This window comes from Ollibium composti (assembly GCF_004801285.1).
Taxonomy (GTDB): domain Bacteria; phylum Pseudomonadota; class Alphaproteobacteria; order Rhizobiales; family Rhizobiaceae; genus Mesorhizobium; species Mesorhizobium composti.
Map to the genome: position 1 here is coordinate 168046 of NZ_SSNY01000003.1, position 25091 is coordinate 193136.

Annotated in this window: 22 protein-coding genes; 15 read left to right on the top strand and 7 right to left on the bottom strand. The window is 64.9% G+C overall.

Features of this window, described 5'->3' with window-relative positions; all coding sequences use genetic code 11:
- Positions 1 to 50 precede the first annotated feature (50 nt).
- The 7 genes from E6C48_RS06705 (at position 51) to E6C48_RS06735 (ending at position 8087) form a co-directional block, all read left to right on the top strand.
- Positions 51 to 1361, top strand: a complete 1311-nt coding sequence (locus E6C48_RS06705) for a replication-associated recombination protein A (RefSeq protein WP_136355359.1) — start codon at positions 51 to 53, stop codon at positions 1359 to 1361.
- A 195-nt stretch (positions 1362 to 1556) separates the two neighbouring features.
- Positions 1557 to 2849, top strand: coding sequence for an NCS2 family permease (locus tag E6C48_RS06710; protein WP_136355361.1), 1293 nt, complete (start codon positions 1557 to 1559; stop codon positions 2847 to 2849).
- Positions 2850 to 2904: 55 nt separating this feature from the next.
- Positions 2905 to 3282, top strand: coding sequence for a fluoride efflux transporter CrcB (gene crcB, locus E6C48_RS06715; protein WP_136355362.1), 378 nt, complete (start codon positions 2905 to 2907; stop codon positions 3280 to 3282).
- Positions 3283 to 3323: 41 nt separating this feature from the next.
- Positions 3324 to 4310, top strand: coding sequence for an RluA family pseudouridine synthase (locus tag E6C48_RS06720; RefSeq protein WP_136355364.1), 987 nt, complete (start codon positions 3324 to 3326; stop codon positions 4308 to 4310).
- Between the two features lie 53 nt (positions 4311 to 4363).
- Entirely contained in the window at positions 4364 to 5236 is an 873-nt protein-coding gene (locus E6C48_RS06725; protein WP_136355916.1) for a DMT family transporter, read from the top strand.
- Positions 5229 to 6017 (top strand): ATP12 family chaperone protein, encoded by a 789-nt coding sequence (locus E6C48_RS06730; RefSeq protein WP_136355366.1) that lies wholly within the window; start codon positions 5229 to 5231, stop codon positions 6015 to 6017. Before E6C48_RS06725 ends, E6C48_RS06730 begins: the two co-directional genes overlap by 8 nt.
- A 177-nt stretch (positions 6018 to 6194) precedes the next feature.
- Positions 6195 to 8087 (top strand): MFS transporter, encoded by a 1893-nt coding sequence (locus E6C48_RS06735; protein ID WP_136355368.1) that lies wholly within the window; start codon positions 6195 to 6197, stop codon positions 8085 to 8087.
- A 70-nt stretch (positions 8088 to 8157) separates the two neighbouring features.
- Here the strand turns inward: E6C48_RS06735 and E6C48_RS06740 are convergent, their stop codons facing one another.
- Positions 8158 to 9321: an acyl-CoA dehydrogenase family protein gene (locus E6C48_RS06740; protein ID WP_136355370.1), complete on the bottom strand. Its 1164-nt coding sequence runs from the start codon at positions 9319 to 9321 to the stop codon at positions 8158 to 8160.
- Between the two features lie 156 nt (positions 9322 to 9477).
- Between E6C48_RS06740 and E6C48_RS06745 the strand changes: the two genes are divergently transcribed.
- Positions 9478 to 10170, top strand: a complete 693-nt coding sequence (locus E6C48_RS06745) for a winged helix-turn-helix transcriptional regulator (RefSeq protein ID WP_136355372.1) — start codon at positions 9478 to 9480, stop codon at positions 10168 to 10170.
- Between the two features lie 78 nt (positions 10171 to 10248).
- Here the strand turns inward: E6C48_RS06745 and glnA are convergent, their stop codons facing one another.
- From glnA to E6C48_RS06765, 4 genes are all read right to left on the bottom strand, one after another.
- Positions 10249 to 11658 (bottom strand): type I glutamate--ammonia ligase, encoded by a 1410-nt coding sequence (gene glnA / locus E6C48_RS06750; RefSeq protein WP_136355374.1) that lies wholly within the window; start codon positions 11656 to 11658, stop codon positions 10249 to 10251.
- Between the two features lie 47 nt (positions 11659 to 11705).
- The gene (locus E6C48_RS06755) at positions 11706 to 12044 is read right to left on the bottom strand and encodes a P-II family nitrogen regulator (RefSeq protein WP_136355376.1); all 339 of its coding nucleotides are present in this window, start codon (positions 12042 to 12044) and stop codon (positions 11706 to 11708) included.
- A gap of 183 nt (positions 12045 to 12227) precedes the next feature.
- Positions 12228 to 12641: a type II toxin-antitoxin system VapC family toxin gene (locus E6C48_RS06760; RefSeq protein WP_136355378.1), complete on the bottom strand. Its 414-nt coding sequence runs from the start codon at positions 12639 to 12641 to the stop codon at positions 12228 to 12230.
- Positions 12638 to 12886, bottom strand: coding sequence for a type II toxin-antitoxin system VapB family antitoxin (locus E6C48_RS06765; RefSeq protein ID WP_136355380.1), 249 nt, complete (start codon positions 12884 to 12886; stop codon positions 12638 to 12640). The genes E6C48_RS06760 and E6C48_RS06765 overlap by 4 nt, the downstream gene beginning before the upstream one ends.
- Before the next feature lie 116 nt (positions 12887 to 13002).
- Between E6C48_RS06765 and E6C48_RS06770 the strand changes: the two genes are divergently transcribed.
- The 5 genes from E6C48_RS06770 to E6C48_RS06790 all read left to right on the top strand — a co-directional run bounded on the left by E6C48_RS06770 (position 13003) and on the right by E6C48_RS06790 (position 20826).
- Positions 13003 to 14529 carry an NAD(P)H-hydrate dehydratase gene (locus tag E6C48_RS06770; RefSeq protein ID WP_136355918.1) on the top strand — a complete coding sequence of 509 codons (1527 nt, stop codon included), beginning with the start codon at positions 13003 to 13005 and terminating at the stop codon, positions 14527 to 14529.
- 129 nt (positions 14530 to 14658) lie between these two features.
- Positions 14659 to 17565 (top strand): valine--tRNA ligase, encoded by a 2907-nt coding sequence (locus E6C48_RS06775; protein WP_136355382.1) that lies wholly within the window; start codon positions 14659 to 14661, stop codon positions 17563 to 17565.
- A 335-nt stretch (positions 17566 to 17900) separates the two neighbouring features.
- Positions 17901 to 19085 (top strand): outer membrane protein transport protein, encoded by a 1185-nt coding sequence (locus E6C48_RS06780; RefSeq protein WP_136355384.1) that lies wholly within the window; start codon positions 17901 to 17903, stop codon positions 19083 to 19085.
- A 418-nt stretch (positions 19086 to 19503) separates the two neighbouring features.
- Complete coding sequence (locus E6C48_RS06785) at positions 19504 to 20310, top strand: tetratricopeptide repeat protein (protein WP_206086450.1); 807 nt, start codon at positions 19504 to 19506, stop codon at positions 20308 to 20310.
- Positions 20311 to 20340: 30 nt separating this feature from the next.
- Positions 20341 to 20826 (top strand): GNAT family N-acetyltransferase, encoded by a 486-nt coding sequence (locus E6C48_RS06790; protein WP_136355386.1) that lies wholly within the window; start codon positions 20341 to 20343, stop codon positions 20824 to 20826.
- 15 nt (positions 20827 to 20841) lie between these two features.
- Here the strand turns inward: E6C48_RS06790 and E6C48_RS06795 are convergent, their stop codons facing one another.
- The gene (locus tag E6C48_RS06795; RefSeq protein WP_136355388.1) at positions 20842 to 21330 is read right to left on the bottom strand and encodes a hypothetical protein; all 489 of its coding nucleotides are present in this window, start codon (positions 21328 to 21330) and stop codon (positions 20842 to 20844) included.
- A 71-nt stretch (positions 21331 to 21401) separates the two neighbouring features.
- Positions 21402 to 22196, bottom strand: coding sequence for an exodeoxyribonuclease III (gene xth, locus E6C48_RS06800; protein WP_136355390.1), 795 nt, complete (start codon positions 22194 to 22196; stop codon positions 21402 to 21404).
- 139 nt (positions 22197 to 22335) lie between these two features.
- Here xth and E6C48_RS06805 point away from each other — a divergent pair, with 139 nt between their 5' ends.
- Together E6C48_RS06805 and E6C48_RS06810 are read left to right on the top strand one after the other, a co-directional pair.
- Complete coding sequence (locus tag E6C48_RS06805; protein WP_136355392.1) at positions 22336 to 23820, top strand: nucleobase:cation symporter-2 family protein; 1485 nt, start codon at positions 22336 to 22338, stop codon at positions 23818 to 23820.
- Positions 23821 to 23948: 128 nt separating this feature from the next.
- A complete protein-coding gene (locus tag E6C48_RS06810) occupies positions 23949 to 25076 on the top strand; it encodes a metallophosphoesterase (RefSeq protein WP_136355394.1) in 1128 nt (375 codons plus the stop codon).
- Positions 25077 to 25091: the final 15 nt, after the last annotated feature.

Sequence of the window (25091 nt, forward strand, 5' to 3'; positions counted from 1 at the left end):
CTCGGCCGGCGCTGGTTCTCGGCGCCGGCCGCGCCTATATTCGCGCCATCATGGCCGACCTTTTCAACACCGACGAACCCAAGGCGCCGCCGCCCGGTCAACCGCTTGCCGATCGCATGCGGCCGAAGACGCTTGCCGAGGTGGTCGGCCAGGAGCACCTGACCGGCCCGGACGGTGCGCTGACACGCCTGATCGCTTCCGGCTCGCTCGGCTCGATGATCTTCTGGGGGCCGCCCGGCACCGGCAAGACGACGGTGGCGCGGCTCTTGGCCGGCGAGACGAAGCTCGCCTTCGAGCAGATTTCGGCGATCTTCACCGGCGTTGCCGACCTTAAGAAGGTGTTCGAGGCGGCCCGCCTGCGCCGCGCCAACGGCCGCCAGACCTTGCTGTTCGTCGACGAGATCCATCGCTTCAACCGTGCCCAGCAGGACAGTTTCCTGCCCGTCATGGAAGACGGCACCGTCATTCTGGTGGGCGCCACGACCGAGAACCCGTCGTTCGAGCTGAATGCCGCGCTTCTGTCGCGGGCGCGGGTGCTGGTCTTCCATTCGCTCGGCGAGGACAGTATCGAGAAGCTTCTGACGCGCGCCGAGACCATGCAGGGCAGCGCGCTGCCGCTGGACGAAGAGGCGAGGGCGGTGCTTGCGCGCATGGCCGACGGCGACGGCCGCGCCTCGCTCACGCTGGCGGAAGAAGTGTGGCGCGCCGCCAAGCCCGGCGAGGTGTTCGACGCCGAGGGCCTCCAACGCATCGTCCAGCGCCGCGCGCCGATCTACGACAAGGGGCAGGACGGCCATTACAACCTGATCTCGGCGCTGCATAAATCCGTGCGCGGTTCCGATCCGGATGCCGCGCTCTACTATCTTTGCCGCATGTTCGACGCCGGCGAGGACCCGCTCTATCTCGGCCGCCGGCTGGTGCGCATGGCGGTGGAGGATATCGGCCTGGCCGACCCGCAGGCGCTCGTCGTCGCCAACGCCGCCAAGGACGCCTACGACTATCTCGGCTCGCCGGAGGGCGAGCTGGCATTCGCGCAGGCCTGCGTCTATCTGGCGACCGCGCCGAAGTCGAACGCGGTCTACACCGCTTTCAAGGCGGCCACCCGCGCGGCCAAGGAACATGGCTCGCTGCTGCCGCCCAAGCACATCCTCAACGCGCCGACCAAGCTGATGAAGGAAGAGGACTACGGCTCGGGCTATCGCTACGACCACGACGAGCCGGACGCCTTCTCCGGCCAGGACTATTTCCCCGAGAAGATGGGCCGCCGGACCTTCTACGATCCGCCCGAGCGCGGCTTCGAGCGCGATATCCGCAAGCGCCTCGACTACTGGTCGAAGCTGCGCCGCGAGCGGCAGGACTGACACCGGTCCGCTTCGCCAGACTGCCCGAAAACTTGAAACAGCTTCAAACCGGGTTGCTCGAGTAGCCCCTTGCGCTCGGCATGCCACCCGGGCGACAGACTACAGGTCGGGAGGACAGCCGGATATCGCGTTGCCAGAGGGCAGGGCGTTACGGCTGTCGGGGATAGGCAGCCATTGTGGCGACCGGGAGGAACAATGCTCGATAAGTTTTTCAGATTGTCGGAAAATGGCACCACCGTGCGCACCGAACTGGTGGCCGGCCTGACCACTTTCCTGACCATGTCCTACATCATCTTCGTCAACCCGGACATTCTGTCCTCGACGGGCATGGACCGCAACGCCGTCTTCGTCGCCACCTGCGTGGCCGCGGCCATCGGCTCGGCCGTCATGGGCATGGTCGCCAACTGGCCGATCGGCATGGCACCGGGCATGGGACTGAACGCCTTCTTCGCCTTCACCGTCGTTGCCGCCATGGGCTTTTCCTGGCAGCAGGCGCTGGGCGCGGTCTTCATCTCCGGCGTGATCTTCCTGCTGCTCACCGTCACCGGCGCGCGCGCCTGGCTGATCCGCGGTATTCCGAAATCGCTGCGTAGCGCCATTGCCGTCGGCATCGGCCTGTTCCTGGCGATCATCGCGCTGAAGACCTCGGGCATCGTCGTCGCCAACCCGGCGACGCTGGTCGGCCTCGGCGACCTCGGCAATACCGGTACGCTGCTTGCCATCTTCGGCTTCTTCGTCATCGCCGGCCTCGACGCGCTGAAGGTGAAGGGCGCGATCCTGATCGGCATCCTCGTTGTCACGCTGGCCTCGATGGCGCTCGGCGTCAGCGAGTTCCACGGCATCGTTTCGGCGCCGCCGAGCCTGGCGCCGACCTTCCTGCAGCTGGACATCATGGGCGCGCTGCATGCCGGCTTCCTGCACGTCATCCTGGTCTTCGTGCTGGTCGAGGTCTTCGACGCCACCGGCACGCTGATCGGCGTCTCCAAGCGCGCCGGCCTGATCGAGGAGGGCAAGAAGAGCAACCTCGGCCGCGCCCTGCTGGCCGATTCGACGGCCATCACCGTCGGCTCGCTGCTCGGCACCTCCAGCACCACGGCCTATGTCGAGAGCGCCTCGGGCGTCCAGGCCGGCGGCCGCACGGGCCTCACGGCGCTGACCATCGCGGTGCTGTTCCTGGCGGCGCTGTTCATCTCGCCGCTGGCGGGGTCCGTGCCGGGCTACGCCACAGCCCCGGCGCTGCTCTACGTTGCTGGCCTGATGCTGCACGAACTGGTGGAGATCGACTGGACCGACGTCACCGAGGCGACGCCGGCGGCGCTGACGGCCATCATCATGCCGTTCACCTATTCCATCGCCAACGGCCTGGCCTTCGGCTTCATCAGCTACGTCATCCTCAAGGCGGCTACCGGCAAGTGGCGCGTCATCCATGCCGCGACCTGGATCGTGGCGGCGCTGTTCGTCGTCCGCTACGCCATGCTGTCGGAATAGCCACGGCAGCGATCCATAGCTTCCCTATGCATGGCCGATGTTCTAGACATCGGCCATGCTGAATCTCGGGCTGGTGATCGTCGGCGGCGGAATAGGGGCTGGTATCCGCCACCTCCTCAACATGGGCGCCATGCGCCTTCTCGGCTCCGGCTATCCCTGGGGCACGATGATCATCAACATCACCGGTTCCTTCGCCATGGGCTCCTTCATCGAATTGCTGGCGCGGCGCTTCGGCGCTTCCAACGAGCTACGCCTGTTCGTCGCCACCGGCATCCTCGGCGGCTACACCACCTTCTCCTCCTTCTCGCTCGATTTCGCCGCGCTGTGGGAACGCGGCGCGCTCGGCCCGGCGCTGGCTTATGTGCTGGTTTCCGTCGTCGGCGGCATCCTTGCTCTGTTCGCCGCCTTCTGGCTCGTCAGAAATCTCGTCTGAAGCCCTTGCCGCCGCTGAAAAGGCACGGCAGATAGCCGGACATGGCTGGCGTCGAACAAATTACCGTTGAAGCAGGCGAAGCGGGCATGCGTCTCGACCGCTGGTTCAAGGCCCATTACCCGGGCCTCGGCTTCGGCCATCTGCAGAAATTGCTGCGCTCGGGACAGGTGCGCGTCGACGGCGGCCGCGCCAAGACCGACACGCGCGTCGAGCCGGGGCAGGTGATCCGCATCCCACCGCTGGACGTCGACAAAAAGGGCGACGCCAACCTCACCGGCCATTCTATCCGCAACCAGGACGACGCGGACGTGCTGGCCAAGATGCTGCTGCACGAGGACGACAAGGTGTTCGTCTTCAACAAGCCGGCGGGACTTGCCGTGCAAGGCGGCTCGGGCGTGACGCGCAACGTTGACGACATGCTGGAAGCCTGGCGCAACAAGAAAGGCGAGAAGCCGCGCCTCGTCCACCGCCTCGACCGCGATACCTCCGGCGTGCTGGTGGTGGCGCGCACGCGCCTTGCTGCCATGAAGCTTTCGGAAGCCTTCCGCGCCCGCGAGACGAAGAAGACCTATTGGGCGCTGGTCAAGGGCGTACCGCCCAAGCGCGAGGACAAGATCTCGACCTGGCTGGTCAAGGAGCAGACGCCCGACGGCGACCGCATGCGCGTCGCCAAACATGGCGAGAAGGGCGCCGACCACGCCGTCTCCTTCTACCGCGTGGTCGAGCAGGCGGCGCGCTCGCTAACCTGGCTGGAGATGGAGCCCTACACCGGCCGCACCCATCAACTGCGCGTCCATGCCGCCTATATCGGCTGCCCGATCATCGGCGATCCGAAATATTTCGAGGCCGACACCAACTGGGAATTTCCCGGCGGCATCCAGAACCGGCTGCACCTGCACGCGCGCCGCATCCGCATCCCGCATCCGGGGCAGGGCGTGCTCGACGTCACGGCACCCATGCCGCCGCATATGCGCCAGAGCTGGAACCTGATCGGCTTCGACGAGCAGAGCGCGGAGGAGGGGACGTGACAGCGCCTGCGTTGACGCGCTACGACGCGATCGATGCCACCGCGGCCGCCCTCATGGTCGGCATCACCTTCTCCTGGGGGTTGAACTACGTCGCCGCCAAGATTTCCTACGCAGGCTTCGACCCGGTCTTCGTTTCCATCATGCGTTCGCTGCTCGGCGGCCTGTGCGTGGTCGCCTGGTGCCGCTGGCGCGGCATTTCGCTTCTGAGCCGCGACGGCACGCTTGCGGCCGGCATCGGAGTCGGCCTGCTGTTCGGCGTCGAGTTCCTGTTCCTCTATATCGGCCTGGAGCACACGACGGTGGCGCGCAACACGCTGCTGGTGAACGCCATGCCGTTCTGGATGCTGCTCGGCGGCCACTTCCTGCTCGGCGAACGCATGACGACACGCAAGGTGTTCGGTCTCGTGCTGGCCTTTGCCGGGCTGATCGTGGTGTTTGCCGACAAGCTCGGCGCCTACGAGCAAAGCATGCTCACCGGCGACCTGCTCAGTCTCGGCGCCGGGGTCGCATGGGCCGCGACGAACATCCTCATCAAGCGCTCCAACCTCACCACCGTGCCGGCGGAGAAGCTTCTGCTCTACCAACTGGCGGGTGCGGCGATGGTCGGGCTTCTGGTCCTGCCGTTCTCCGGGCCGCCGGTGCGCGTCTTCGCGCTGGTGCCGACGCTGGCGCTGTTGTTCCAGGCCGTCTTCATCGTCGCCTTCACCTATGTTCTGTGGTTCTGGATGCTCGGCCGCTACCCGGCCTCGGGCCTGTCGAGCTTCGCCTTCCTGACGCCGGTCTTCGGCGTTCTGTGCGGCGCGCTGTTCCTGGGCGAGCCGCTTTCGGCCGGCATTTTCGTCGCCCTTGTGCTGATCGTTGCCGGATTGGTCATTGTCAACAGGCCTGCGCGACGCCAGATACCGGGTGAGGTGCCCGATGCGTGATATTTTGAGCGATCTTGAAGCCGGCAAGCTGCTGTCCGATCCCGATCCGGTTCGCCGTGCCCAGATCCAGATGCGGACGCCGCTGCCCAAGCGGTTCTACAAGGCCGTCTCGGTGGAGCCGGACGGCGAGGTCTTTGGCGTGCGGCTGGACGGAAAGCCGGTGCGCACGCCCGGCAAGGCGCTGCTGGCGCTGCCGAACGCGGCGGCTGCCGCTCTGGTGGCCGGCGAGTTCGAGGCGCAGGCCGAGGTCATCGATCCGGTGACCATGCCGACGCTCAGGCTGGTCAACACGGCCATCGACGGTGTCGCCGCCGATCCGCAGGCGGTGCTGGAGGACATATTGCGGTTCGCCTCGTCCGATCTGCTGTGCTACCGCGCGGACAGCCCGCAAGGGCTGGTGGATCGCCAGAACGAGCATTGGGACCCGGTGCTGGACTGGGCGAGCAGCGAACTCGGTGCGCGCTTCAACCTCGCCGAAGGCGTCATCCATGTCGAGCAGCCGCGCGGCACGATCGCTGTGCTCGGCGCGCATCTCGCCCGCCGTGCCGATCCGCTCAGGCTTGCGGCGCTGCACGTCATGACGTCGCTGACCGGTTCGGCGCTGCTGGCGCTGGCGGTCGAGGCCGGCGGGCTCGACACCGAAGCGGCGTGGCTCGCCGCCCATGTCGACGAGGACTGGCAGATCGAGCAGTGGGGGCAGGACGCCGAGGCCCTGTCGCGCCGCGCCCAGCGCAAGCGCGACATGATGGCGGCGGCTGGCCTGCTTGCCGCGCTGGATTGATTTGACGGCTTTTCGCCATCCCCTTGAAAATTAGACCAAAGCCGTAATCCCAAAGGCTCTCTGCCGTCGGTCGCGACTTTCTGCCAGTTTGCGCCTGCGTCCGCTGCCCGTCCGCATCCCGAGGAGGAGATGCGGGCCTGCCGGCGCAGCATCGCAACGCTTGATGGGAGAACAGTCATGACAGTGGCATCGACCACCGCCGGCAGAGCCAGCCGCGGCATGACGCGGGAGGAAAAGAAGGTCATCTTCGCCTCGTCGCTCGGCACGGTCTTCGAATGGTACGATTTCTATCTCTACGGGTCGCTTGCCGCCTTCATCGGCTCGACCTTCTTCTCCTCCGCCATTCCCGAAGCGACGCGCAACATCTTCGCGCTGCTCGCCTTCGCGGCGGGCTTCCTGGTGCGCCCGTTCGGCGCGCTGGTGTTCGGCCGCGTCGGCGACCTCGTCGGCCGCAAATACACCTTCCTTGTCACCATGACGATCATGGGCCTGTCGACCTTCCTGGTCGGCGTGCTGCCCGGCTATGCGAGCTGGGGCATGGCCGCACCCATCATCCTGATCCTGCTGCGCATGCTGCAAGGCCTGGCGCTGGGCGGCGAATACGGCGGCGCGGCGACCTACGTGGCCGAGCACGCGCCCGACGACCGCCGCGGCTACTACACGTCCTGGATCCAGACGACGGCGACGCTCGGCCTGTTCCTGTCGCTGATCGTCATCCTTCTCGTGCAATCCTCGCTAAGCAAGGAGACCTACACCGAGTGGGGCTGGCGCATTCCCTTCATCGTCTCCTTCGTGCTCCTGGCCGTCTCGGTGTGGATCCGCCTGCAATTGTCCGAATCGCCGACCTTCCAGCGCATGAAGGACGAGGGCAAGACCTCCAAGGCGCCGCTCAAGGAAGCTTTCGGCCAGTGGAAGAACGCCAGGATCGCGCTGCTGGCGCTGCTCGGCCTCACCGCCGGCCAGGCCGTGGTGTGGTACAACGGCCAGTTCTACGCGCTGTTCTTCCTCACCAATGTGCTGAAGGTCGACGCCTGGTCGGTCAACATCATGATCGCCATCGCGCTCGCCATCGGCTCGATCTTCTTCGTCGTCTTCGGCTGGCTGTCGGACCGGATCGGCCGCAAGCCGATCATCATGGCCGGCTTCGTTCTGGCGATCCTGACCACGTTCCCGCTGTTCAAGGCGCTGACCTGGGCCGCCAACCCGACGCTGGCGGCAGCCCAGCAGAACGTGCGGGCGACCGTCACAGCGGCCCCCGGCGACTGCAAGTTCCAGTTCAACCCGGTGGGTACCGCGAAGTTCACCACCTCCTGCGACATCGCCACCTCCTTCCTGACGAAGAACTCGGTTCCCTATGACGTGGTGACGACGGCAGCCCCCGGCACGGCCGCTACAGTCACCATCGGCAACGAGACGGTCGAGTCCTACGACGCTGTGGCAGCCGGTGCCGACGCCAAGGCCAAGGACGCGGTGTTCGCCAAGGGCATCAACATCGCCCTGCAGGACGGCGGCTATCCACTGAAGCGGGCGGCTGCGACGATCGCCGACCAGAAACTCGACGCCTTCGTCGCCGCCAATCCGGAACTGAAACTCGACGCCGCCGCCATCCGCGCCGGCGAGAAGAAGACGGTTCCGGTGGCTCAGGCCGTCGCCGACAAGATCGTCACCGCCGAGGAAGCGGCAGGGGCGACCGAGATCACCGCCTATTCGATCCCGAATGGCGGCGCCTTCTCGATGTTCGCTGATCCGGCCAGGATCAACTGGCCGCTGACCATCGCGATCCTGTTCGTGCTGGTGCTCTACGTCACCATGGTCTACGGGCCGATCGCCGCCATGCTGGTGGAGATGTTCCCGACCCGCATCCGCTACACCGGCATGTCGCTGCCCTACCACATCGGCAACGGGTGGTTCGGCGGCCTGCTGCCGGCGACGGTGTTCGCGCTCAGCGCCTACAAGGGCGATATCTACTACGGCCTCTGGTATCCGATGGCGATCGCGGCCATGTCGCTCGTCATCGGCACGATCTTCGTGCGCGACACGCTGGGCACGAATCTGGACGAGAAAGAGTAGCGGCTTCAAGCCCAGTCTTCTCCAAAAGCAAAAACCCGGCGGGAAACCGCCGGGTTTTTCGTCGCCCGTATCAATAGATGCCGGCGGTGGGCAGGCCGAGCGCCGTAGCACCGGCAAACCGGGACTGTGGGCCTGGTTGAAGGGGATGGTACCGGGCCCCCTGGATGTCCCGGAATCGACGCTCCAGTCCGTTCGACCGATAAAACCCCGCACCGCCTGCGACCTCCATGGCAAGCGTCACCGCGGCGATCGCATTTTCGGCCACCAGGTTGCGGCCGATCATCACCTCGTTGACGGTGTCCGCGGACGGCGCGTTCCTGTCTATGACATCGAGCATCCAGCGATGGGCCAGTTGCGCGGCGCGCAGCGCCGTTTCCATCCGCCCCGCGAGCGCGACGGTGTCCGAGTTCGGCTGCTTGCGCCTAGCCAGGTCCAGGGCGATGTCGCGCGCGGATTCCGCCACTCCAAGATACACCGAATAGATCAGCGGAATTGCGATCGTCGCGATCACCTGGAACAGCGGATGCCATTCCCCGGCTTTGCGGGACAAGGCGACGGCGCTGTCAGGGACGAAGAGGCCCTCGATAATGACGTCGTTGGAGCCGGTTCCGCGCATGCCCAGCGTGCGCCAGTTGTCGAGCACTTTCACCTCCGCCGCCTTCATGGAAACCGGGAAATGGATGATCGTCTCCGGCGGGCTGTCTCCATCGGGTTTGATGAGGGCGGTGGTCATCAGCATGTCGCCGATCGGCGATCCGGACGTGAAGACCTTCCGGGCGGTGATGCGATAGCCGCCTTCCACCCTGGCGGCCCAGCCAGCACCCCCGACCCAGTCCGACCCGCCGCTGGAGAGCAGGATAATGCCGTCGCTGGCGACGCGCTTCAGCAACGGCTCGACGGCCGTTACCTTCTGGTGGCGCCAGCGCCATGCGGGGATCGCGACCTGGTGGGTGTGCATCGCGAAGGCGAGGGCGGTGGAGCCGCAGTGGCGCGCGATCTCCTGCAGCATCGCCGAGAGTTGACGGATGTCGGCGTCGCCGCCGCCGAGCGCGGCCGGCACGCCGGCCCTGGCAAGACCCGCCTGTTTCAGAGCGGCGTAGTTGACGGCGACGAACTCGTCGTTCGCATCTGCGGCTTCTGCTCTCGCGGCGATTTCTGGAACCAGCAACCGCACCTTTTCGACTGGCGTCGCCTGCGCATCTTCCACTTCTCTTGTGATTGTCTGGGTGGACATTGAAATCTCCTTCACGACATCGATGGCGAAGGATGCCGTTCAGGCGTTGGCCGCTCCAGTCCACGGACTGTACCGCAAATGGCGCAGGCAGGCGTTTCTTGGCAGGTAGAGCGCATGCGGCTATAATTGGAAAGGCCAACGACCGAGCATCCGACGATGGGCGATCAAGGCAGTTACGGCCAGTTCTGTCCCGTCTCCATGGCTGCGGAGATTCTCTGCACGCGCTGGACGGCCCTTGTCGTGCGCGAACTCCTGTGCGGCAGCACGCGCTTCAACGATCTACGGCGCGGCGTGCCGCGCATGTCGCCGTCGCTTTTGTCCAAGCGTCTGAAAGATCTGGAAAAAGCCGGCGTCATCGTCACGGCGCCCGGCAGCTCGGGTTCGACGGAATACCGTTTGTCGGCCGCCGGCGAGGAGCTGGGTCCGATCATCCTCGGCATGGGTTTCTGGGGGCAGAGATGGATAGAGTCTCAACTGTCGCTCCAGAATCTCGATCCCTCGTTGTTGATGTGGGACATCCGCCGCAAGCTCGATCCCCAGCCGCTACCGGCCAGAAAATGCACGATACAGTTTCAGTATCCCGAATTGCGGGATGCCCGGCGAAATTGGTGGATGGTCATCGAGAACGGTGAGGTCGACCTGTGCAGTTCCGATCCGGGCTACGAGGTCAACCTGCTCGTGCGAAGTTCGCTACGCACGATGACGGCCATCTGGATGGGGTTTGCTGCCATTCCGCGCGAACTCGAGGCTGGGCGGCTGGAACTGGAAGGCGAGCGCCCGATCGCCAACGCGATCCAGAGGTGGCTGTCCCTGAGCACCTTTGCACCGGAGCCGCGCCAGGTTTCCTGACACAGGACCCGCAAAGCAAAACCCCGGCGCTGGCGCCGGGGTTCTGGTGGTCGAGACAATCTGCCTGAACGGCCGATCTCACACCGAATAGTACATATCGTACTCGACCGGATGCGGCGTCATTTCGAAACGCATCACCTCGACCATCTTCAGCTCGATGTAGGAATCGATCTGGTCGTCGTCGAAGACGCCGCCGGCCTTGAGGAAGCCACGGTCCTTGTCGAGGCTCTGCAACGCTTCGCGCAGGCTGCCGCACACGGTCGGAATGCGCTTCAGTTCCTTCGGCGGCAGGTCGTAGAGGTCCTTGTCCATCGGCTGACCGGGATGGATCTTGTTCTTGATGCCGTCGATGCCAGCCATCAGAAGGGCTGCGAAGGCGAGATACGGGTTCGCGCCCGGATCGGGGAAGCGGACCTCCAGACGCTTGGCCTTCGGCGAGTTGCCGAACGGGATGCGGCAGGACGCCGAGCGGTTGCGCGCCGAATAGGCGAGCAGGACGGGGGCCTCGTAGCCCGGCACCAGCCGCTTGTAGGAGTTGGTCAGCGGGTTGGTGAAGGCGTTGATCGCCTTGGCGTGCTTGATGACGCCGCCGATGAAGAACAGGCAGCTTTCCGACAGGCCGGCATACTCGTTGCCGGCGAAGGTCGGCTTGCCGCCCTTCCAGATCGACATGTTGACGTGCATGCCCGAGCCGTTGTCGCCGAAGACCGGCTTCGGCATGAAGGTGGCCGTCTTGCCGTAGGCGTTGGCGACCTGGTGCACGACGTATTTGTACATCAGGATCTTGTCGGCGTTGCGCACCAGCGTGTCGAACTTGATGCCGAGCTCGTGCTGGCCGGCGGCGACCTCATGGTGATGCTTTTCCACCCTGACGCCCATTTCGGTGAGCACGGTCAGCATCTCGGAGCGCATGTCCTGGCAGTTGTCGATCGGCGGCACCGGGAAATAGCCGCCCTTCATGCGCGGCCGGTGGCCGAGGTTGCCGGTCTCGTAGTCGGTGTCGTCGTTCGACGGCAGGTCGGCGCCGTCGAGCTTGAAGCCGGTGTTGTAGGGGTCGGCCTTGAACTTGACGTCGTCGAAGACGAAGAACTCAGCTTCCGGGCCGACATAGATGGTGTCGCCGATGCCTTCGGCCTTCAGGTAGGCCTCGGCCTTCTTGGCGGTGCCGCGCGGGTCGCGGTTGTAGGCTTCGCCGGAGATCGGATCGAGGATGTCGCACAGGATGACCATGGTCGACTGCGCGAAGAAGGGGTCCATGTGCACCGTCTCGGGATCGGGCATCAGCACCATGTCGGACTCGTTGATGGCCTTCCAGCCGGCGACGGACGAGCCGTCGAACATGACGCCGTCGGCGAACATGTCCTCCTCGACCTCGGCGACGTCCATCGTCAGATGCTGCAGCTTGCCCTTGGGGTCGGTGAAGCGAAGGTCGACGAATTTCACGTCGTTGTCCTTGATCTGCTTCATGATGTCGGATGCGGTCGTCATAGGCTGTTTTCCTGTGGCTTTGACTGTCTGTTGGGAATGGCTGCGCGTCAGATCGCGTCCGGTCCGGTCTCGCCGGTGCGGATGCGAACGACTTCCTCGATGTTGGAGACGAAGATCTTGCCGTCGCCGATACGCCCGGTCTGGGCGGCCTTGCGGATCGCCTCGATGGCGGCGTCCACGGCGTCGTCGCCGAGCACGACCTCGATCTTCACCTTGGGCAGGAAGTCGACGACGTATTCGGCGCCGCGATAAAGCTCGGTGTGGCCCTTCTGGCGGCCGAAGCCTTTCGCCTCGGTCACCGTGATGCCTTGCAGGCCGGCTTCCTGAAGCGCCTCCTTCACCTCGTCGAGCTTGAACGGTTTGATGATCGCTTCGATCTTCTTCATCGCAACATGGCCTCCAAATGCAATTCGAGAGGGCTGCGGCCCGCTCGCGCATTTGGAAAGCAGGAAGCGTGCCAGTTCGAAAACCGCGCGTTTATGGGCAGCCCTGCGGTCAGGTCCAGAACGTGTTTCGATGTGCTGCTTATTTTTTGTGCAACGTGCCTGTCGTAGCGGCTTCGCAGGCCGCTAAAAATCCCACGGCGAAATCAGGTCGAGGCCGGTGTCGCGGAAATCGGCAAGATTGCGCGTTGCAAGCCTGCCGCCGTTTACCCTGGCGATGGCGGCGATCATGCCGTCGGGCGCGCTCATCGTGTTGCCGCTGCGAACGGCCTGACCCATGATATCGCCATAGGCCAGCGCCGCTTCCTCGGTCAGTCCGAAAATCCGGTCGGAAAAGCGGCGGCGCCAGTCCGCAAGCCCTTGTTCCAACCGTATCGCACGCTCGTCGGGACGGATCTTGGCGATGCCGAAAGCGATCTCCGCGATGGTGACGGTCGGCAGCGCGAGTTCGGCGTCGTGGCGTACCAGCCATGCGATCACCGGTTCGGCAGGTGCCTTGCGCAGCGTCTCCGACACGACATTGGTGTCGAGGAAGATCAAAGTTCCGGGCCTTTATGGGGGAGCCGTTCTTCGCGGATGACCGCGTCGAGATCGATATCGGTCCCGTACGTGTTCGATAGCCGCGCATAGAAGCTTGACGCCGGCTCGCGCCCGGCTTCACGTACTTCGTAGGCTTCCAGCGCCCGCTCGACCACGTCGGCGATGGAGCGTTTCTCGCGGCGGGCGAGACGGTGAGCAAGATCGCGTGCTCTGGCACTGCGGACGGAAAGTTGAGGCTCGGCCATGGGAATATCCTTGCTCGACGCTAATATAGTCGAGTTCCATTTTGCCATCAAGATGGCGGGTGCCATCTTGATGGCTGATGATGTGTCAGAGGCAGGCACGATTGGCATCGATCAGAATGCGCACCATTGAGCTGCTGACGTCCGCCGAAATGGCCGAGGTTGACCGCCGCGCCATCGCTGCCGGGCCGTTCGATGGCATCGGCCTGATGCGCAACGCCGGACAGGCGGTGGCGTCGCTGGTGCTGGCGCGCTGGCCCGGCGCGCCGCGCGTGCATGTGCTCGCCGGACCGGGCAACAACGGCGGCGACGGCTACGTCGTGGCTCGTCTGCTGCATGAAAGCGGCGTCGCGGTTTCGCTGTGGGCGTCGGGCAAGCCGCGAACCGGCAGCGATGCCGCGCTTGCGGCGGCCGAATGCCCGCTGCCGGTGCATGACCTCGCCGCTTTCGACGCGGAGCCGGGCGATCTGGTCGTCGACGCACTCTACGGTGCCGGTCTGTCGAAACCGCTTGTTGGCGCGGATGCGCGGGCCGTCGACAAGGTGGCGGCACTCGGCCTCGCTGTCGTCGCGGTGGACCTGCCGTCCGGCGTGTCGGGCGACAGCGGCAGGGTGCTTGGTCGTGCTTTCAAGGCGAACCTGACCGTCACTTTCGCTCGGAGAAAACCCGGCCATCTGCTTTTGCCCGGCCGTGAGCTCTGCGGCGAGGTGGTGGTGGCCGATATCGGCATCGCCGACGCCGTCGTCGCTTCCATCGGCGCCGGGACCTTCGCCAACGAACCGGAACTGTGGCGCGCCGCGCTGCCGGTGCCGGCGATCGACACGCACAAATACAGGCGCGGCCACGTCGGCGTTTTTTCCGGGGGACCGGCATCGACCGGCGCGGCTCGGCTGTCGGCGCTCGCTGCCGCGCGCGCCGGGGCCGGCGCGGTGACGGTGTTGTCGCCGGGCAGCGCCATGCAGGTCAATGCCGCGCATCTCACCGCGATCATGCTGCGCCGGACGGACGACGCTTCCGACCTCGACGCTTTCCTGGCCGACCGCCGTCCTTCCGCCTTTGTTCTGGGACCCGGCTTCGGCGTCAGCGAGAAACTGCGCGACTTCGCCTTGGTCGTGATGGCAAGCGGCGAGGGTGAGGGGCCATCCGGGGTGGAAGGCCTTGTGCTGGATGCCGACGGCATCACCGCCTTCCGCGACGACTCTGCGCCGCTTTTCCAGGCTGCCGGCGCCGCCAACGCTCCCGCGCTGGTGCTGACGCCGCACGAGGGCGAGTTCGCCCGGCTGTTTGCGGACTTGGCAGGGGACGAAACGCTTTCGAAGCTGGACAAGGCACGCAAGGCGGCGAGCCGCGCACACGGTGTGATCGTCTACAAGGGACCCGACACGGTGATCGCCGCTCCCGACGGTCGCGCCGCGATCAACGCCAACGGCGCTCCATGGCTGGCGACGGCAGGTTCCGGCGACGTGCTGGGCGGCATCGTCGCCGGCTTACTGGCGCAGGGCATGCCGGCCTTCGAGGCTGCCTGCGCGGCCGTCTGGATGCATGCCGAGGCGGGCGCCCGCTTCGGGCCGGGCCTCATCGCCGAGGACCTGCCGCAGGCACTGGCGCCGGTGCTGCGCGAATTGCTCGGCGATCACGCAAGGTAGAGCATTCGCCGGCCGGAGGCCCCATCTATGGCGGAGGACGGCCGCGGCGGTTGACTTGGCACCAGCCTTCCGATTTACACCGACCCAACACCATCCTACGGGAAAATCCCGACAATTCGGACGCCTCCCATGCTTGAGAAAACCTATGACGCTAGAAGCGTCGAGCCGAAGATCGCGAAGGCCTGGGAAGAGGCGGACGCCTTCCGCGCCGGCGCCGGGTCGGAGGAGGGCGCCGAAGCCTTCACCATCGTCATCCCGCCGCCCAACGTCACCGGCTCGCTGCATATGGGCCATGCGCTGAACAACACGCTGCAGGACATTCTCGTCCGCTTCGAGCGCATGCGCGGCAAGAATGTGTTGTGGCAGCCGGGCATGGACCATGCAGGCATCGCCACGCAGATGGTGGTCGAGCGCAAGCTGATGGAACGACAGATCCATCGCCGCGACCTGACCCGCGAAGAGTTCATCGAGAAGGTGTGGGAGTGGAAGGCCGAGTCCGGCGGCGCCATCTTCAACCAGTTGAAGCGGCTGGGAGCCTCGGCCGATTGGTCGCGCGAGCGCTTCACCATGGACGAGGGCCTGTCGAAGGCCGTTCTGGAAGTCTTCGTCACCCTTTACAAGGAAGGGCTGATCTATCGTGGCAAGCGGCTGGTGAACTGGGACCCCAAGTTCGAGACGGCGATTTCCGACCTCGAAGTGGAGAACCGCGAAGTCGACGGCCATATGTGGCATTTCAAGTACCCGCTGGCCGGCGGCGAGACCTATACCTATGTCGAGAAGGACGCCGACGGCACGATCACCTTCCAGGAGGAGCGCGACTACATTTCCATCGCTACGACCCGGCCGGAAACGATGCTGGGCGACGGCGCGGTGGCGGTGCATCCGTCCGATGAGCGCTATGCGCCCATCGTCGGCAAGCTGTGCGAAATCCCGGTTGGCCCGAAGGAGCACCGACGGCTGATCCCCATCATCACCGACGAATATCCCGAGCCGGATTTCGGCTCGGGCGCGGTCAAGATCACCGGCGCGCACGACTTCAACGACTATCAGGTCGCGCGCCGTAACCGCATTCCGCTCTACCGGCTGATGAACGGCGTTGCCGCGATGCGCGACGACGGCGAGCCTTACGCTGTTTGTGCCGCGCAGGCGGCCGAAATCGTGCGGTCCGGCGAACTGCCGGACGAGGCGGATGTCGACGCCATCAACCTCGTGCCGGACGAGTACCGCGGCCTCGACCGCTACGAGGCGCGCAAGCGCATCGTCGACGCCATTAACGCCGACGGCTTGGCGGTGACGGTCACGGACGCCGAAGGCAATGCCGTGCCTTATGTCGAGAACAAGAAGATCATGCAGCCCTTCGGCGACCGCTCCGGCGTCGTCATCGAGCCGATGCTGACCGACCAGTGGTTCGCCGATGCCGAGACGCTGGCCAGGCCGGCGATCGCCTCGGTGCGCGAGGGCCGCACGAACTTCGTGCCGAAGAACTGGGAAAAGACCTATTTCGACTGGATGGAGAACATCGAGCCGTGGTGCATTTCGCGCCAGCTCTGGTGGGGCCACCAGATCCCGGCATGGTACGGGCCGGACGGCCATATCTTCGTCGAGAAGTCGGAAGAGGAGGCGCTGGACGCCGCCGTCCAGCACTATCTCGCCCATGAAGGGCCGTGGAAAGCCTGGGTGGAGGAGAAGCTGGAGAACTACCGGCCGGGCGACATCCTCACCCGCGACGAGGACGTTCTGGACACCTGGTTCTCTTCGGCGCTGTGGCCGTTCTCCACGCTCGGCTGGCCGGACGAAACGCCGGAGCTGAAAACCTATTATCCGACTTCGGTGCTGGTCACCGGCTTCGACATCATCTTCTTCTGGGTCGCCCGCATGATGATGATGGGCCTGCACTTCACCGACAAGGAGCCGTTCCACACCGTCTACGTGCACGCGCTGGTGCGCGACAAGAACGGCGCCAAGATGTCGAAGTCGAAGGGCAACGTCATCGACCCGCTCGACCTGATCGACGAGTACGGCGCCGACGCGCTGCGCTTCACGCTGGCGGTCATGGCCGCGCAAGGCCGCGACGTGAAGCTCGACCCGGCCCGCATCGCCGGCTACCGCAACTTCGGCACCAAGCTGTGGAACGCCACGCGCTTCGCCGAGATGAACGGCGTGGCGCGCAACGATGAGGTCTGGTTGGGCGACGCCAAGCTGGCGCTGAACCGCTGGATATTGACGGAGCTGACGCGCGCGGCGAATGCCGTCACCGAGGGCATCGCCACCTACAAGTTCAACGAAGCCGCGAGCGCGGCCTACCGCTTCGTCTGGAACCAGGTCTGCGACTGGTATCTGGAGCTTCTGAAGCCTGTCTTCATGGGCAACGACGAGGCCGCCAAGGCGGAAAGCCGTGCCTGCGTGGCTTTCGTTCTGGACGAGATTTACAAGCTGCTGCATCCCTTCATGCCGTTCATGACGGAGGAGCTGTGGGCCGAGACGGCGCCCGAGGGCGGCGAGCGTTCGTCGCTGCTGTGCCATGCCGCCTGGCCGGCGCCGGACTTCGAGGACGACGAGGCCGCGAGCGACATCAACTGGCTGATCGATCTCGTCTCCGGCATCCGCTCGGTGCGTTCGGAGATGAACGTGCCGGCGGCGGCGATCGCGCCGCTCGTCGTCATCGGCGCCGATGCGGCGACGCGCGAGCGCCTTGCCCGCCACGACGGCGCCATCAAGCGCCTGGCGCGAATCGGTGACATCTCGCTGGCCGATGCGGCACCGAAGGGGTCGGCGCAGCTCGTGCTCGGCGAGGCGACGGTGTGCCTGCCGCTGGGCAGCCTGATCGATCTCGATGCCGAGGCCGCGCGCCTGCAGAAGGAACTGGCCAAGGTGACGGAAGAAATCGCCCGCCTGCACAAGAAGCTCGGCAACGAGAAGTTCGTCGCCAACGCGCCCGAAGAGGTGGTGGCTGCCGAGCGCGAGAAGCTGGCCGAATACGGTGAGTCGCAGCTTCGCCTGAATGTCGCCCTGCAGCGTGTGCGCGGCACCGGCTGACGCTCCGGAACGGCCGGTTTGCGCGGGTTTCCGTCCTTCCGTTGCGTCAGAATTGACGTAAACGGAAAGATTTGAGCCTCATTGTTGCCGTAATGTAACAATGGAGCCGAAATCCGCGAAAAACGACGATTTTTGAAGTGAAAGCCGTTGGATTTGTCGGATTTTTGGGTCGCGCATATCGATTTTTTGCCCGTTTTGGCCATGCACCGCATTGGTGTGATCGAAAGCCAGCTTCTGCACGCATAGGTGTACTTGTACGGCCGGAAAATTCGTTATTGCGCCGTTAACCGGGAAACGCTCTTGCTTGAGCGACTGATTTTCGGGGAGACGGACTCATGCGGACTTTCAAGGCAAAGGCGCTGTTGGGGGCAGGCAGCCTGACGCTGGCGCTGGTCGGCGCGGCACAGGCCGGCGGCTTTTCGCGCGGCACGGCCGACACCGACATCCTGTTCGATGCCGGCAACTTCAACATTCGCGCCGGCGTGACCTATGTCAGCCCGAAGCGCGAGTTTTCGAGGACACAGGACCCACAGCCTGGGAAATTTAACCCGAGCGGGCTAGCCGGCACGTCCTATACGGACGATTACATCGTGCCGTCGATGGCGATCAAGATGAACCTCACCGACAATCTGCGCTGCGCCGCCACCTTGGTGGATAACAACGGCGGCTCGGTCACTTATGCCGTACCGAAGCCGAGCGGCAAGTTGTCGGAAGACTTCACCACGAACGAGAAGGCGCTGACCTGCGGCGTGAAGTTCCAGGCCGGGCCGGGCAATGTCTGGCTGCTCGGCGGCGGTTACGTGGAAACATTCAACTACGACCGTGTGAATGCAACTCCGATTCCCGGCGCATTTGCAAATCTAACGCTCGGTGGCGAGGAAGTAGGCTATCGCATCGGCGCTGCCTATGAAATTCCCGACATCGCGTTTCGGGCCCAATTGATGTATCGCTCGGGCACCGACTACGGCGCCACCGGGACTCTCGCTGTGCCCGGCGCGCTGCTGGGACTCCCCGTGGCAAGCGTTCCGCTGAACGCCACCGGAACCGGCCACTTGCCGCAAACAGTGGAGTTCAAGCTTCAATCCGGTATCGCGCCCGGCTGGCTCGCTTTCGGCTCCGTAAAATGGGCGGATTGGAGCGTGCAGGATAAGCTTCTGGTGACGAGTGTCGTTCCCACTCCCGGTGGGCCTGTTCCGGGTCCAGGTAGTGATGACGAATACTTCTGGAAGGACGGCTGGACCGTCACCGGTGGCGTCGGTCATGCCTTCAACGACCGCGTGTCCGGCCTCGTCAGCCTGACCTGGGACAGCGGCGTCAGCACCGGTTACGATTTCTCCTCCGACAGCTATACGCTGGCGCTTGGTGGTTCGGTCAAGGACACGCTCGGCGGCGAACTGCGTGCCGGCGTCGGCGTCAGCTACCTGACCTCGGCCGAAATCACAAAGGGGGCGGACAAAGGTTTTGCGGTCAAGGACGGCTACGCGGTGGCCGGTAGCGTGGGCTATAACATCAAGTGGTAAGTTATTGCCATTATTGACAAAAAGGCCGGGCATCGCCCGGCCTTTTTGTTGCGGCAATTGTCAGATTGTCTCACCGGGCGTTGCGAACAGGAAAAGGGGCCGTGCCGGCATGCGTGTGTGTCGTTTCAGCAACAGTTTATGAACACCCTTGTGTTACAAGCCTGCGCCGGAGGGAGTTGCCCACATCCCGCCATAAACCCGGCGCACCTCGTTAAGGTCCCCGGACACGCGCCATGAAGGCTCGGCGACGGGCAAGGCCGCACCGCCCGCGGCAAGGATGAGTATGAGCGCCAGAGTGATCGCATTTGCGGATCTGACGGATCGCTGCACCGCCGGCTCCCCGGCGCTTGTGGATGCTTCCGCTTTGATCCGCGGCATCGGCCGCCATGCCCGCCGGGGCAGGGTGCCGGCTGCCCCGATCCGCTCCTGTCTTCTCTCCGCGCTGGCCGCCGTTGTCCTGCTGATCGGCGCCGGGCAGGCGCTGGCCTTCGACGACAAGGTGTTCGACGACAAGACCGGGGTGAAGCCGCAGTCGAGCCCCTGGGCCGTTTTCCAGTTCGGTTTCTCCGCCTACAAGAGCGGCCACAAGGAACAGGCCGTCGAGGCCTACAAGTACGCCGCCGAGAACGGGCAGATTGGCGCCACCTGGAAGCTCGCCCGCATGTATGCCGAGGGCGACGGCGTGACGCGCGACGACTACGAGGCCTACAAGTTCTTCTCCGAGATCGCCGACCAGGACGTCGAGCCCGGTTCGCCGGAGGAAAGCTATGTTTCCGATGCGCTGGTGGCGCTGGGCAATTACCTGAAGAAGGGCATTCCCGGCACGCCCGTTGCGATTAATGAGGTACAGGCGCAGGAATATTACATGCGCGCCGCCGCCAACTACCGCAATCCCGTCGCCCAGTTCGAGATGGGCAAGATGTTCCTCAAGGGCGAGGGCGGTGTCAGGGCCTCGGTCAAGCAGGCGGCGCGCTGGTTCCAGCTTGCCGCCGAGAAGGGCCATGCCGGCGCCCAGGCGACGCTCGGCAATCTGCTGTTCCAGAGCGGCAAGATCGTGCGCGGCCTGGCCATGATGACGGCGGCCCTCGACCACGCGCCGGCCAGCGACCAGCCGTGGATTCGCTCCATGCAGGAAGAGGCCTTCGCGCTGGCGCCGGAAGCAGACCGCCGCACAGCCATTTCACTGGCCGACGACATCCTCACCAAGGGCTTCGGCGGCCAGTAGCAGGCATCGCCGTCCTGTTCCGTACCATTCATGGACATTCAGGTTCGACCCGCCACGATGGAGACGCGCGATGCGTTTGCATCCCTGCTGGCGCGGGCCAGTGCGTGGCAAAGAGCGCGCGGCTCGGAGGCGTGGTCCCGTCCCTTCGACGATGATTGGATGCTGCCGCGCATGGAGCGAGGCGAACTGTTCCTGGCCTATCTGGACGGCGAACCCGTTTCCGCGTTTCGTCTCCTCTGGGAGGATCGCCCGTTCTGGGGTGAGCGGGAGGTCGGCGACAGCGTCTATCTTCACACATTCGCGGTCCGGCGCGACAGGGCGGGCCTCGGCATCGGCGAGGCCGTCATCGAAACGGTCGTCGGCATGGGACGCGAGCGCGGCCGGACCAGGGTCCGGCTCGACTGCTTCCTCTCCAGCACGGGCCTGATCGCCTATTACGAGCGCAACGGCTTCGTTTCGGTCGGAACCGCGTCCATGCAGGGCAAGGTCGTGGCACTCATGGAGAGGGCAATCTGATTATTGGAGCGCCGCTCACGAGCGGCCGAGCAGCCTGTCCAGAAGCTCGCGCGGTTTTTCCAGCGGCTTCCACGACCCGTCGTCCGGCGCATGGCTCGCGTCAAGCGGCGGATTGCCCGGACAGTCGTCCTGCACCTTCGTCCACGACGAGGTGTTGAGCACGAGGTCGCAGCGCGCCAGGTAGCGCGTGCCGTCTACGCTGAGGCAGGCCAACCTGCCGGCGGCGAACGATTGGGCGTTCGCCAGGCAATTGGCGTCGAAATCGGCCGTCTGCGGGGCCTGTTGGTGTTCGCCGCCCGGGCAGTAGTCCTGCACCGTGCGCCAGGACATCACGTCCTGCGTCGTTTCGCACAGCGCCAGCTTTCCCCTTTCGCCGACCTGCAGGCAGGCATACTGGCCGACGCCGAACGCTTCTCCCGCGGAAAGGCACCGAGGTTCCGCCGCCGCTTGCGATGCGCCCGCAACCGCTGCGGCGGTCATGGCAAGCGTGGTTGAAAACCGCATGTCCGCCTTCAATTCCAAACCCGAAAAGTCAAGCAGAACAGGCGAATGTGGCCATATCGCGGAGCCATGCCTCAAGCTGCGGCGAGATCGAGTTCGATCGCGACGGGCACGTGGTCGGAGGGTTTTTCCCAGGCCCGCACATGTTTCTCGATCGAGGCCGCGGAAAAGCGATTTGCCGCCTCCGGAGAGAGCAGGAGATGGTCGATGCGGATGCCGTTGTTCTTCTGCCAGGCTCCGCCCTGATAATCCCAGAAGGTGTATGTGTCGGGCTGGTCAGTCACCGCGCGCACGGCTTCGGTGAAGCCGAGGTTCTTCAGGCGCCGGAAGGCCTGCCGCGTCTGGGGCTGGAAAAGGGCGTCGCCCAGCCAGTTCTCCGGATAGCGGGCGTCGGCTGGTTCGGGAATGACATTATAGTCGCCGGCGATCACCAGCGCTTCCTCCAGCGCCAGTCGCTCCTCGGCCCAGCGCTCCAGCCGCTCCATCCACGAAAGCTTGTAGGGAAACTTCACCGGATCGTCGATCGGGTTGCCGTTGGGCAGATAGATGGAGGCCACGCGCAGCGCGCCTTTGTCGGTGGAGAACACGCCCTCGATGAATCGCGCCTGCTCGTCGCCGTCGTCGCCCGGCAGGCCGCGGTTCACCTCGTCGAAGCGCAGCTTCGACAGGATGGCGACGCCGTTGAAACCCTTCTGGCCGTGCGTCTCGACATTGTAGCCCAGCGCCTCGACCTCGGCGCGCGGGAACTGCTCGTCGACGGTCTTGATCTCCTGCAGGCACACGATATCGGGCTGGCTTTCGCCCAGCCAGTGGGTGAGGTTGCCGATGCGGGCGCGCACGCCGTTGATGTTCCAGGTCACGATCTTCATGAAAATCTCGCGATGATTTCAAAATGTTCTTGATAGCGCACACGGCGATTGCAGACGATCCTGCACTATCCTTCGGAGGAAGGGAACCGGCTCTCTTGGGCATTCTTCGGGCCGGTTCTGGGAGAGAGGAAAAAATGCCATGACGTCAACCACGCATTCCGTGGACGAGGTGCTGCCGGCACCGCGTCTGTTCGCGCTCGGCCTCCAGCATGTGCTGGTCATGTATGCCGGCGCCATCGCCGTGCCGCTGATTATCGGCCGCGCATTGAAATTGCCGCCGCAGGATGTCGCCTTCCTGATCTCGGCGGACCTGTTCGTCTGCGGCATCGCTTCGATCCTGCAGTCCATGGGCGCCACGCAATGGTTCGGCATCAAGCTGCCGGTGATGATGGGCGTCACCTTCGCCGCCGTCGGGCCGATGGTGTCGATGGCCGTCGCCAATCCCGGTGTCGACGGCGCGCGCACCATTTTCGGCGCGATCATCGGCGCCGGCATCGTCACCGTGCTCATCGCGCCCTTCGTCTCGCGCATGCTGCGCTTCTTCCCGCCAGTGGTGACGGGCACCATCATCCTGGTCATCGGCGTGTCGCTGATGAAGATCGGCATCGCCTGGATCTTCGGCCTGGGTGTCGGCCCGACCGCGCCGAAGCTGGTCGATCCGGTGCATGCCGACTGGCTGAAGGCGGCGATGGATACGGCAAGCGCGGGCGGGTCCGCCATTCCGCCGGTACCGCCGGGCATCGCACTGGCCCCTTCGCTGCCGAATCCCGCCTACGCGCCGGTTTCCAACATCGTGCTCTCGCTGGTGGTGCTCGCCATCGTCGTCGGCGTCGCCCGTTTCACCAAGGGCTTCCTGTCCAACATCGCGGTCCTGATCGGCATCATCGCCGGCGGCGTCATCGCGGCCGGGCTCGGCCTCATGCACTTCGACAAGGTCGCGAACGCGGCCTGGTTCGCGCCGATCATGCCGTTCCATTTCGGCATGCCGATCTTCTCGCCGGTGCTGATCCTGACCATGGTGCTGGTGATGATCGTCGTCATGATCGAATCGACCGGCATGTTCCTGGCGCTGGGCGAGATGACCGGCAAGGAGGTGACCCAGCCGATGTTGTCGTCCGGCCTGCGCATGGACGGTCTGGGCACCGTGCTCGGCGGGATCTTCAACACCTTTCCCTACACGTCCTTCTCGCAGAACGTCGGATTGGTCGGCGTGACCGGCATCAGGAGCCGCTTTGTCTGCGTCGCCGGCGGCGTCATCATGGTTGTGCTCGGCCTCATTCCGAAGATGGGTGCGCTGGTCGAAGCCTTGCCGACGGTGGTGCTGGGCGGGGCGGGCATCGTCATGTTCGGCATGGTCGCCGCGACCGGCATCCGCATCCTGACGGCGGTCGACTTCAAGACCAACCGCAACAACCTGTTTATCGTCGGCATCTCGGTCGGCTTCGGCATGATCCCGGTCGTGGCACCCGAGTTCCACATGTGGTTGCCGAAGGCGATCGGCCCACTGATCGATTCGGGCATCCTGCTCGCCTCGATCGCGTCTGTGTTGCTCAACCTGGTCTTCAACGGCGCCACCGGCGATGCCGAGGGCCTGCGCGAAGCGGCGATGAGCGCCGAGGCGTGATCCTCGACGCCAAATTCCCTGGCGCCAAATCCTCAACACCAAATCCATTGAAAAGGGCCGCTCGGGCGGCCCCTTTCGTTTTATCCGGAATCTGGACGGGCGGTCCGGGCCGTGCTGAAGTGTCGGTGATGAACGCTTGCTCGACGCTGCCGCTTTCGCGGCGGACTCTCCTCAAACAGGCGGCCGCCCTCGGGATCATCGGCGCCGCCGGCCAGGCTTTCGCCCAGTCGGCTCGCGCCGTTCCACCCATCGACGCGACTTTCCTGTTCATCGCCGATATCCATGCCTGCCGCATGGCGAAGGGGCTGAGCCCCAATTGCCAGAAGGAAGGAAAGACCGACGCCAACCTGCTGCGCAACATCGCGGCGCTGAACGGCCTCGGCGACACGCTGTGGCCGGCCGAGATCGGCGGCGTGGCCACGAGCCTGCGTTCGGCCGGCCGGCCGATCGGTACGCCGCTCGGCATCGTCGTCGGCGGCGACATGACCGACGACGGCGGCGGCCAGGTCATCCTGCCCAGCGAAGGCACGCAGCTGCTGCAGTTTTCCCAGCGCTACCAGCAGGGTGTCGGGCCGGACCGGGTCCACGTTCCGGTCTATGTCGGGCTGGGCAACCACGACCTCGACCAGAATGGCCCGACGGGGCACCTGAACTGGTATCGGCGCGAACTGCGCGACTATGTCGAGATCAACCACCGCGCCGGCGTCTTCTTCAAGCCGCCCGTGCCGGCCGACAACTACGACGTCGGTTCCGACTGCTATTCGTGGAACTGGGGCGGCCTCCATCTCGTTCAGACGAATCGCTTCGCCGGCGATACCGGGCACGGCGCCCTGAGCAGCTTGCCATGGCTGAAGCAGGACCTTGCGGCCAACGCCGCGGACGGGCGTCCCGTCGTCCTGTTCCAGCACTACGGCTGGGACACGTTCTCGACCGAGATATGGGACAAGGCCCAGCATCGCTTCGACGACAGCGGTGAGGGCACCGCACACTGGTGGAGCGCGGCAAACCGGGAGGCGCTGCTGGAAGTGCTGAAAGGCTACAACGTCGTCGGCGTCTTCCACGGCCATCAGCATGAAACGCCGATGATCTATCAAAGCGACGGGCTCGACCTGTTCAAGCCGAAGGCCGCCTATATGGGCGGTTTCGCGATCGCGCGGGTCACCAACCAGGCGATAGATGTCGTGCTGGCCGAGGCGAGCGACGACCATGGCGGCGTCGTCTTCACCAACGCCTTCAGCAAGACGATCAGCGTGTGAAGCCGGGACTGCCGG

What these genes read in the sequence shown, in the direction of transcription:
- E6C48_RS06775 (WP_136355382.1), top strand. Translation starts at nt 14,659, where the DNA reads ATGCTTGAGAAAACCTATGACGCTAGAAGCGTCGAGCCGAAGATCGCG.
- E6C48_RS06795 (WP_136355388.1), bottom strand. Translation starts at nt 21,330, where the DNA reads ATGCGGTTTTCAACCACGCTTGCCATGACCGCCGCAGCGGTTGCGGGC.
- E6C48_RS06705 (WP_136355359.1), top strand. Translation starts at nt 51, where the DNA reads ATGGCCGACCTTTTCAACACCGACGAACCCAAGGCGCCGCCGCCCGGT.
- E6C48_RS06780 (WP_136355384.1), top strand. Translation starts at nt 17,901, where the DNA reads ATGCGGACTTTCAAGGCAAAGGCGCTGTTGGGGGCAGGCAGCCTGACG.
- E6C48_RS06755 (WP_136355376.1), bottom strand. Translation starts at nt 12,044, where the DNA reads ATGAAGAAGATCGAAGCGATCATCAAACCGTTCAAGCTCGACGAGGTG.
- E6C48_RS06710 (WP_136355361.1), top strand. Translation starts at nt 1,557, where the DNA reads ATGCTCGATAAGTTTTTCAGATTGTCGGAAAATGGCACCACCGTGCGC.
- xth (WP_136355390.1), bottom strand. Translation starts at nt 22,196, where the DNA reads ATGAAGATCGTGACCTGGAACATCAACGGCGTGCGCGCCCGCATCGGC.
- E6C48_RS06810 (WP_136355394.1), top strand. Translation starts at nt 23,949, where the DNA reads ATGAACGCTTGCTCGACGCTGCCGCTTTCGCGGCGGACTCTCCTCAAA.
- E6C48_RS06725 (WP_136355916.1), top strand. Translation starts at nt 4,364, where the DNA reads ATGGTCGGCATCACCTTCTCCTGGGGGTTGAACTACGTCGCCGCCAAG.
- E6C48_RS06765 (WP_136355380.1), bottom strand. Translation starts at nt 12,886, where the DNA reads ATGGCCGAGCCTCAACTTTCCGTCCGCAGTGCCAGAGCACGCGATCTT.
- E6C48_RS06720 (WP_136355364.1), top strand. Translation starts at nt 3,324, where the DNA reads ATGGCTGGCGTCGAACAAATTACCGTTGAAGCAGGCGAAGCGGGCATG.
- E6C48_RS06745 (WP_136355372.1), top strand. Translation starts at nt 9,478, where the DNA reads ATGGGCGATCAAGGCAGTTACGGCCAGTTCTGTCCCGTCTCCATGGCT.
- E6C48_RS06790 (WP_136355386.1), top strand. Translation starts at nt 20,341, where the DNA reads ATGGACATTCAGGTTCGACCCGCCACGATGGAGACGCGCGATGCGTTT.
- glnA (WP_136355374.1), bottom strand. Translation starts at nt 11,658, where the DNA reads ATGACGACCGCATCCGACATCATGAAGCAGATCAAGGACAACGACGTG.
- E6C48_RS06805 (WP_136355392.1), top strand. Translation starts at nt 22,336, where the DNA reads ATGACGTCAACCACGCATTCCGTGGACGAGGTGCTGCCGGCACCGCGT.
- E6C48_RS06770 (WP_136355918.1), top strand. Translation starts at nt 13,003, where the DNA reads ATGCGCACCATTGAGCTGCTGACGTCCGCCGAAATGGCCGAGGTTGAC.
- E6C48_RS06730 (WP_136355366.1), top strand. Translation starts at nt 5,229, where the DNA reads ATGCGTGATATTTTGAGCGATCTTGAAGCCGGCAAGCTGCTGTCCGAT.
- E6C48_RS06740 (WP_136355370.1), bottom strand. Translation starts at nt 9,321, where the DNA reads ATGTCCACCCAGACAATCACAAGAGAAGTGGAAGATGCGCAGGCGACG.
- E6C48_RS06735 (WP_136355368.1), top strand. Translation starts at nt 6,195, where the DNA reads ATGACAGTGGCATCGACCACCGCCGGCAGAGCCAGCCGCGGCATGACG.
- crcB (WP_136355362.1), top strand. Translation starts at nt 2,905, where the DNA reads ATGCTGAATCTCGGGCTGGTGATCGTCGGCGGCGGAATAGGGGCTGGT.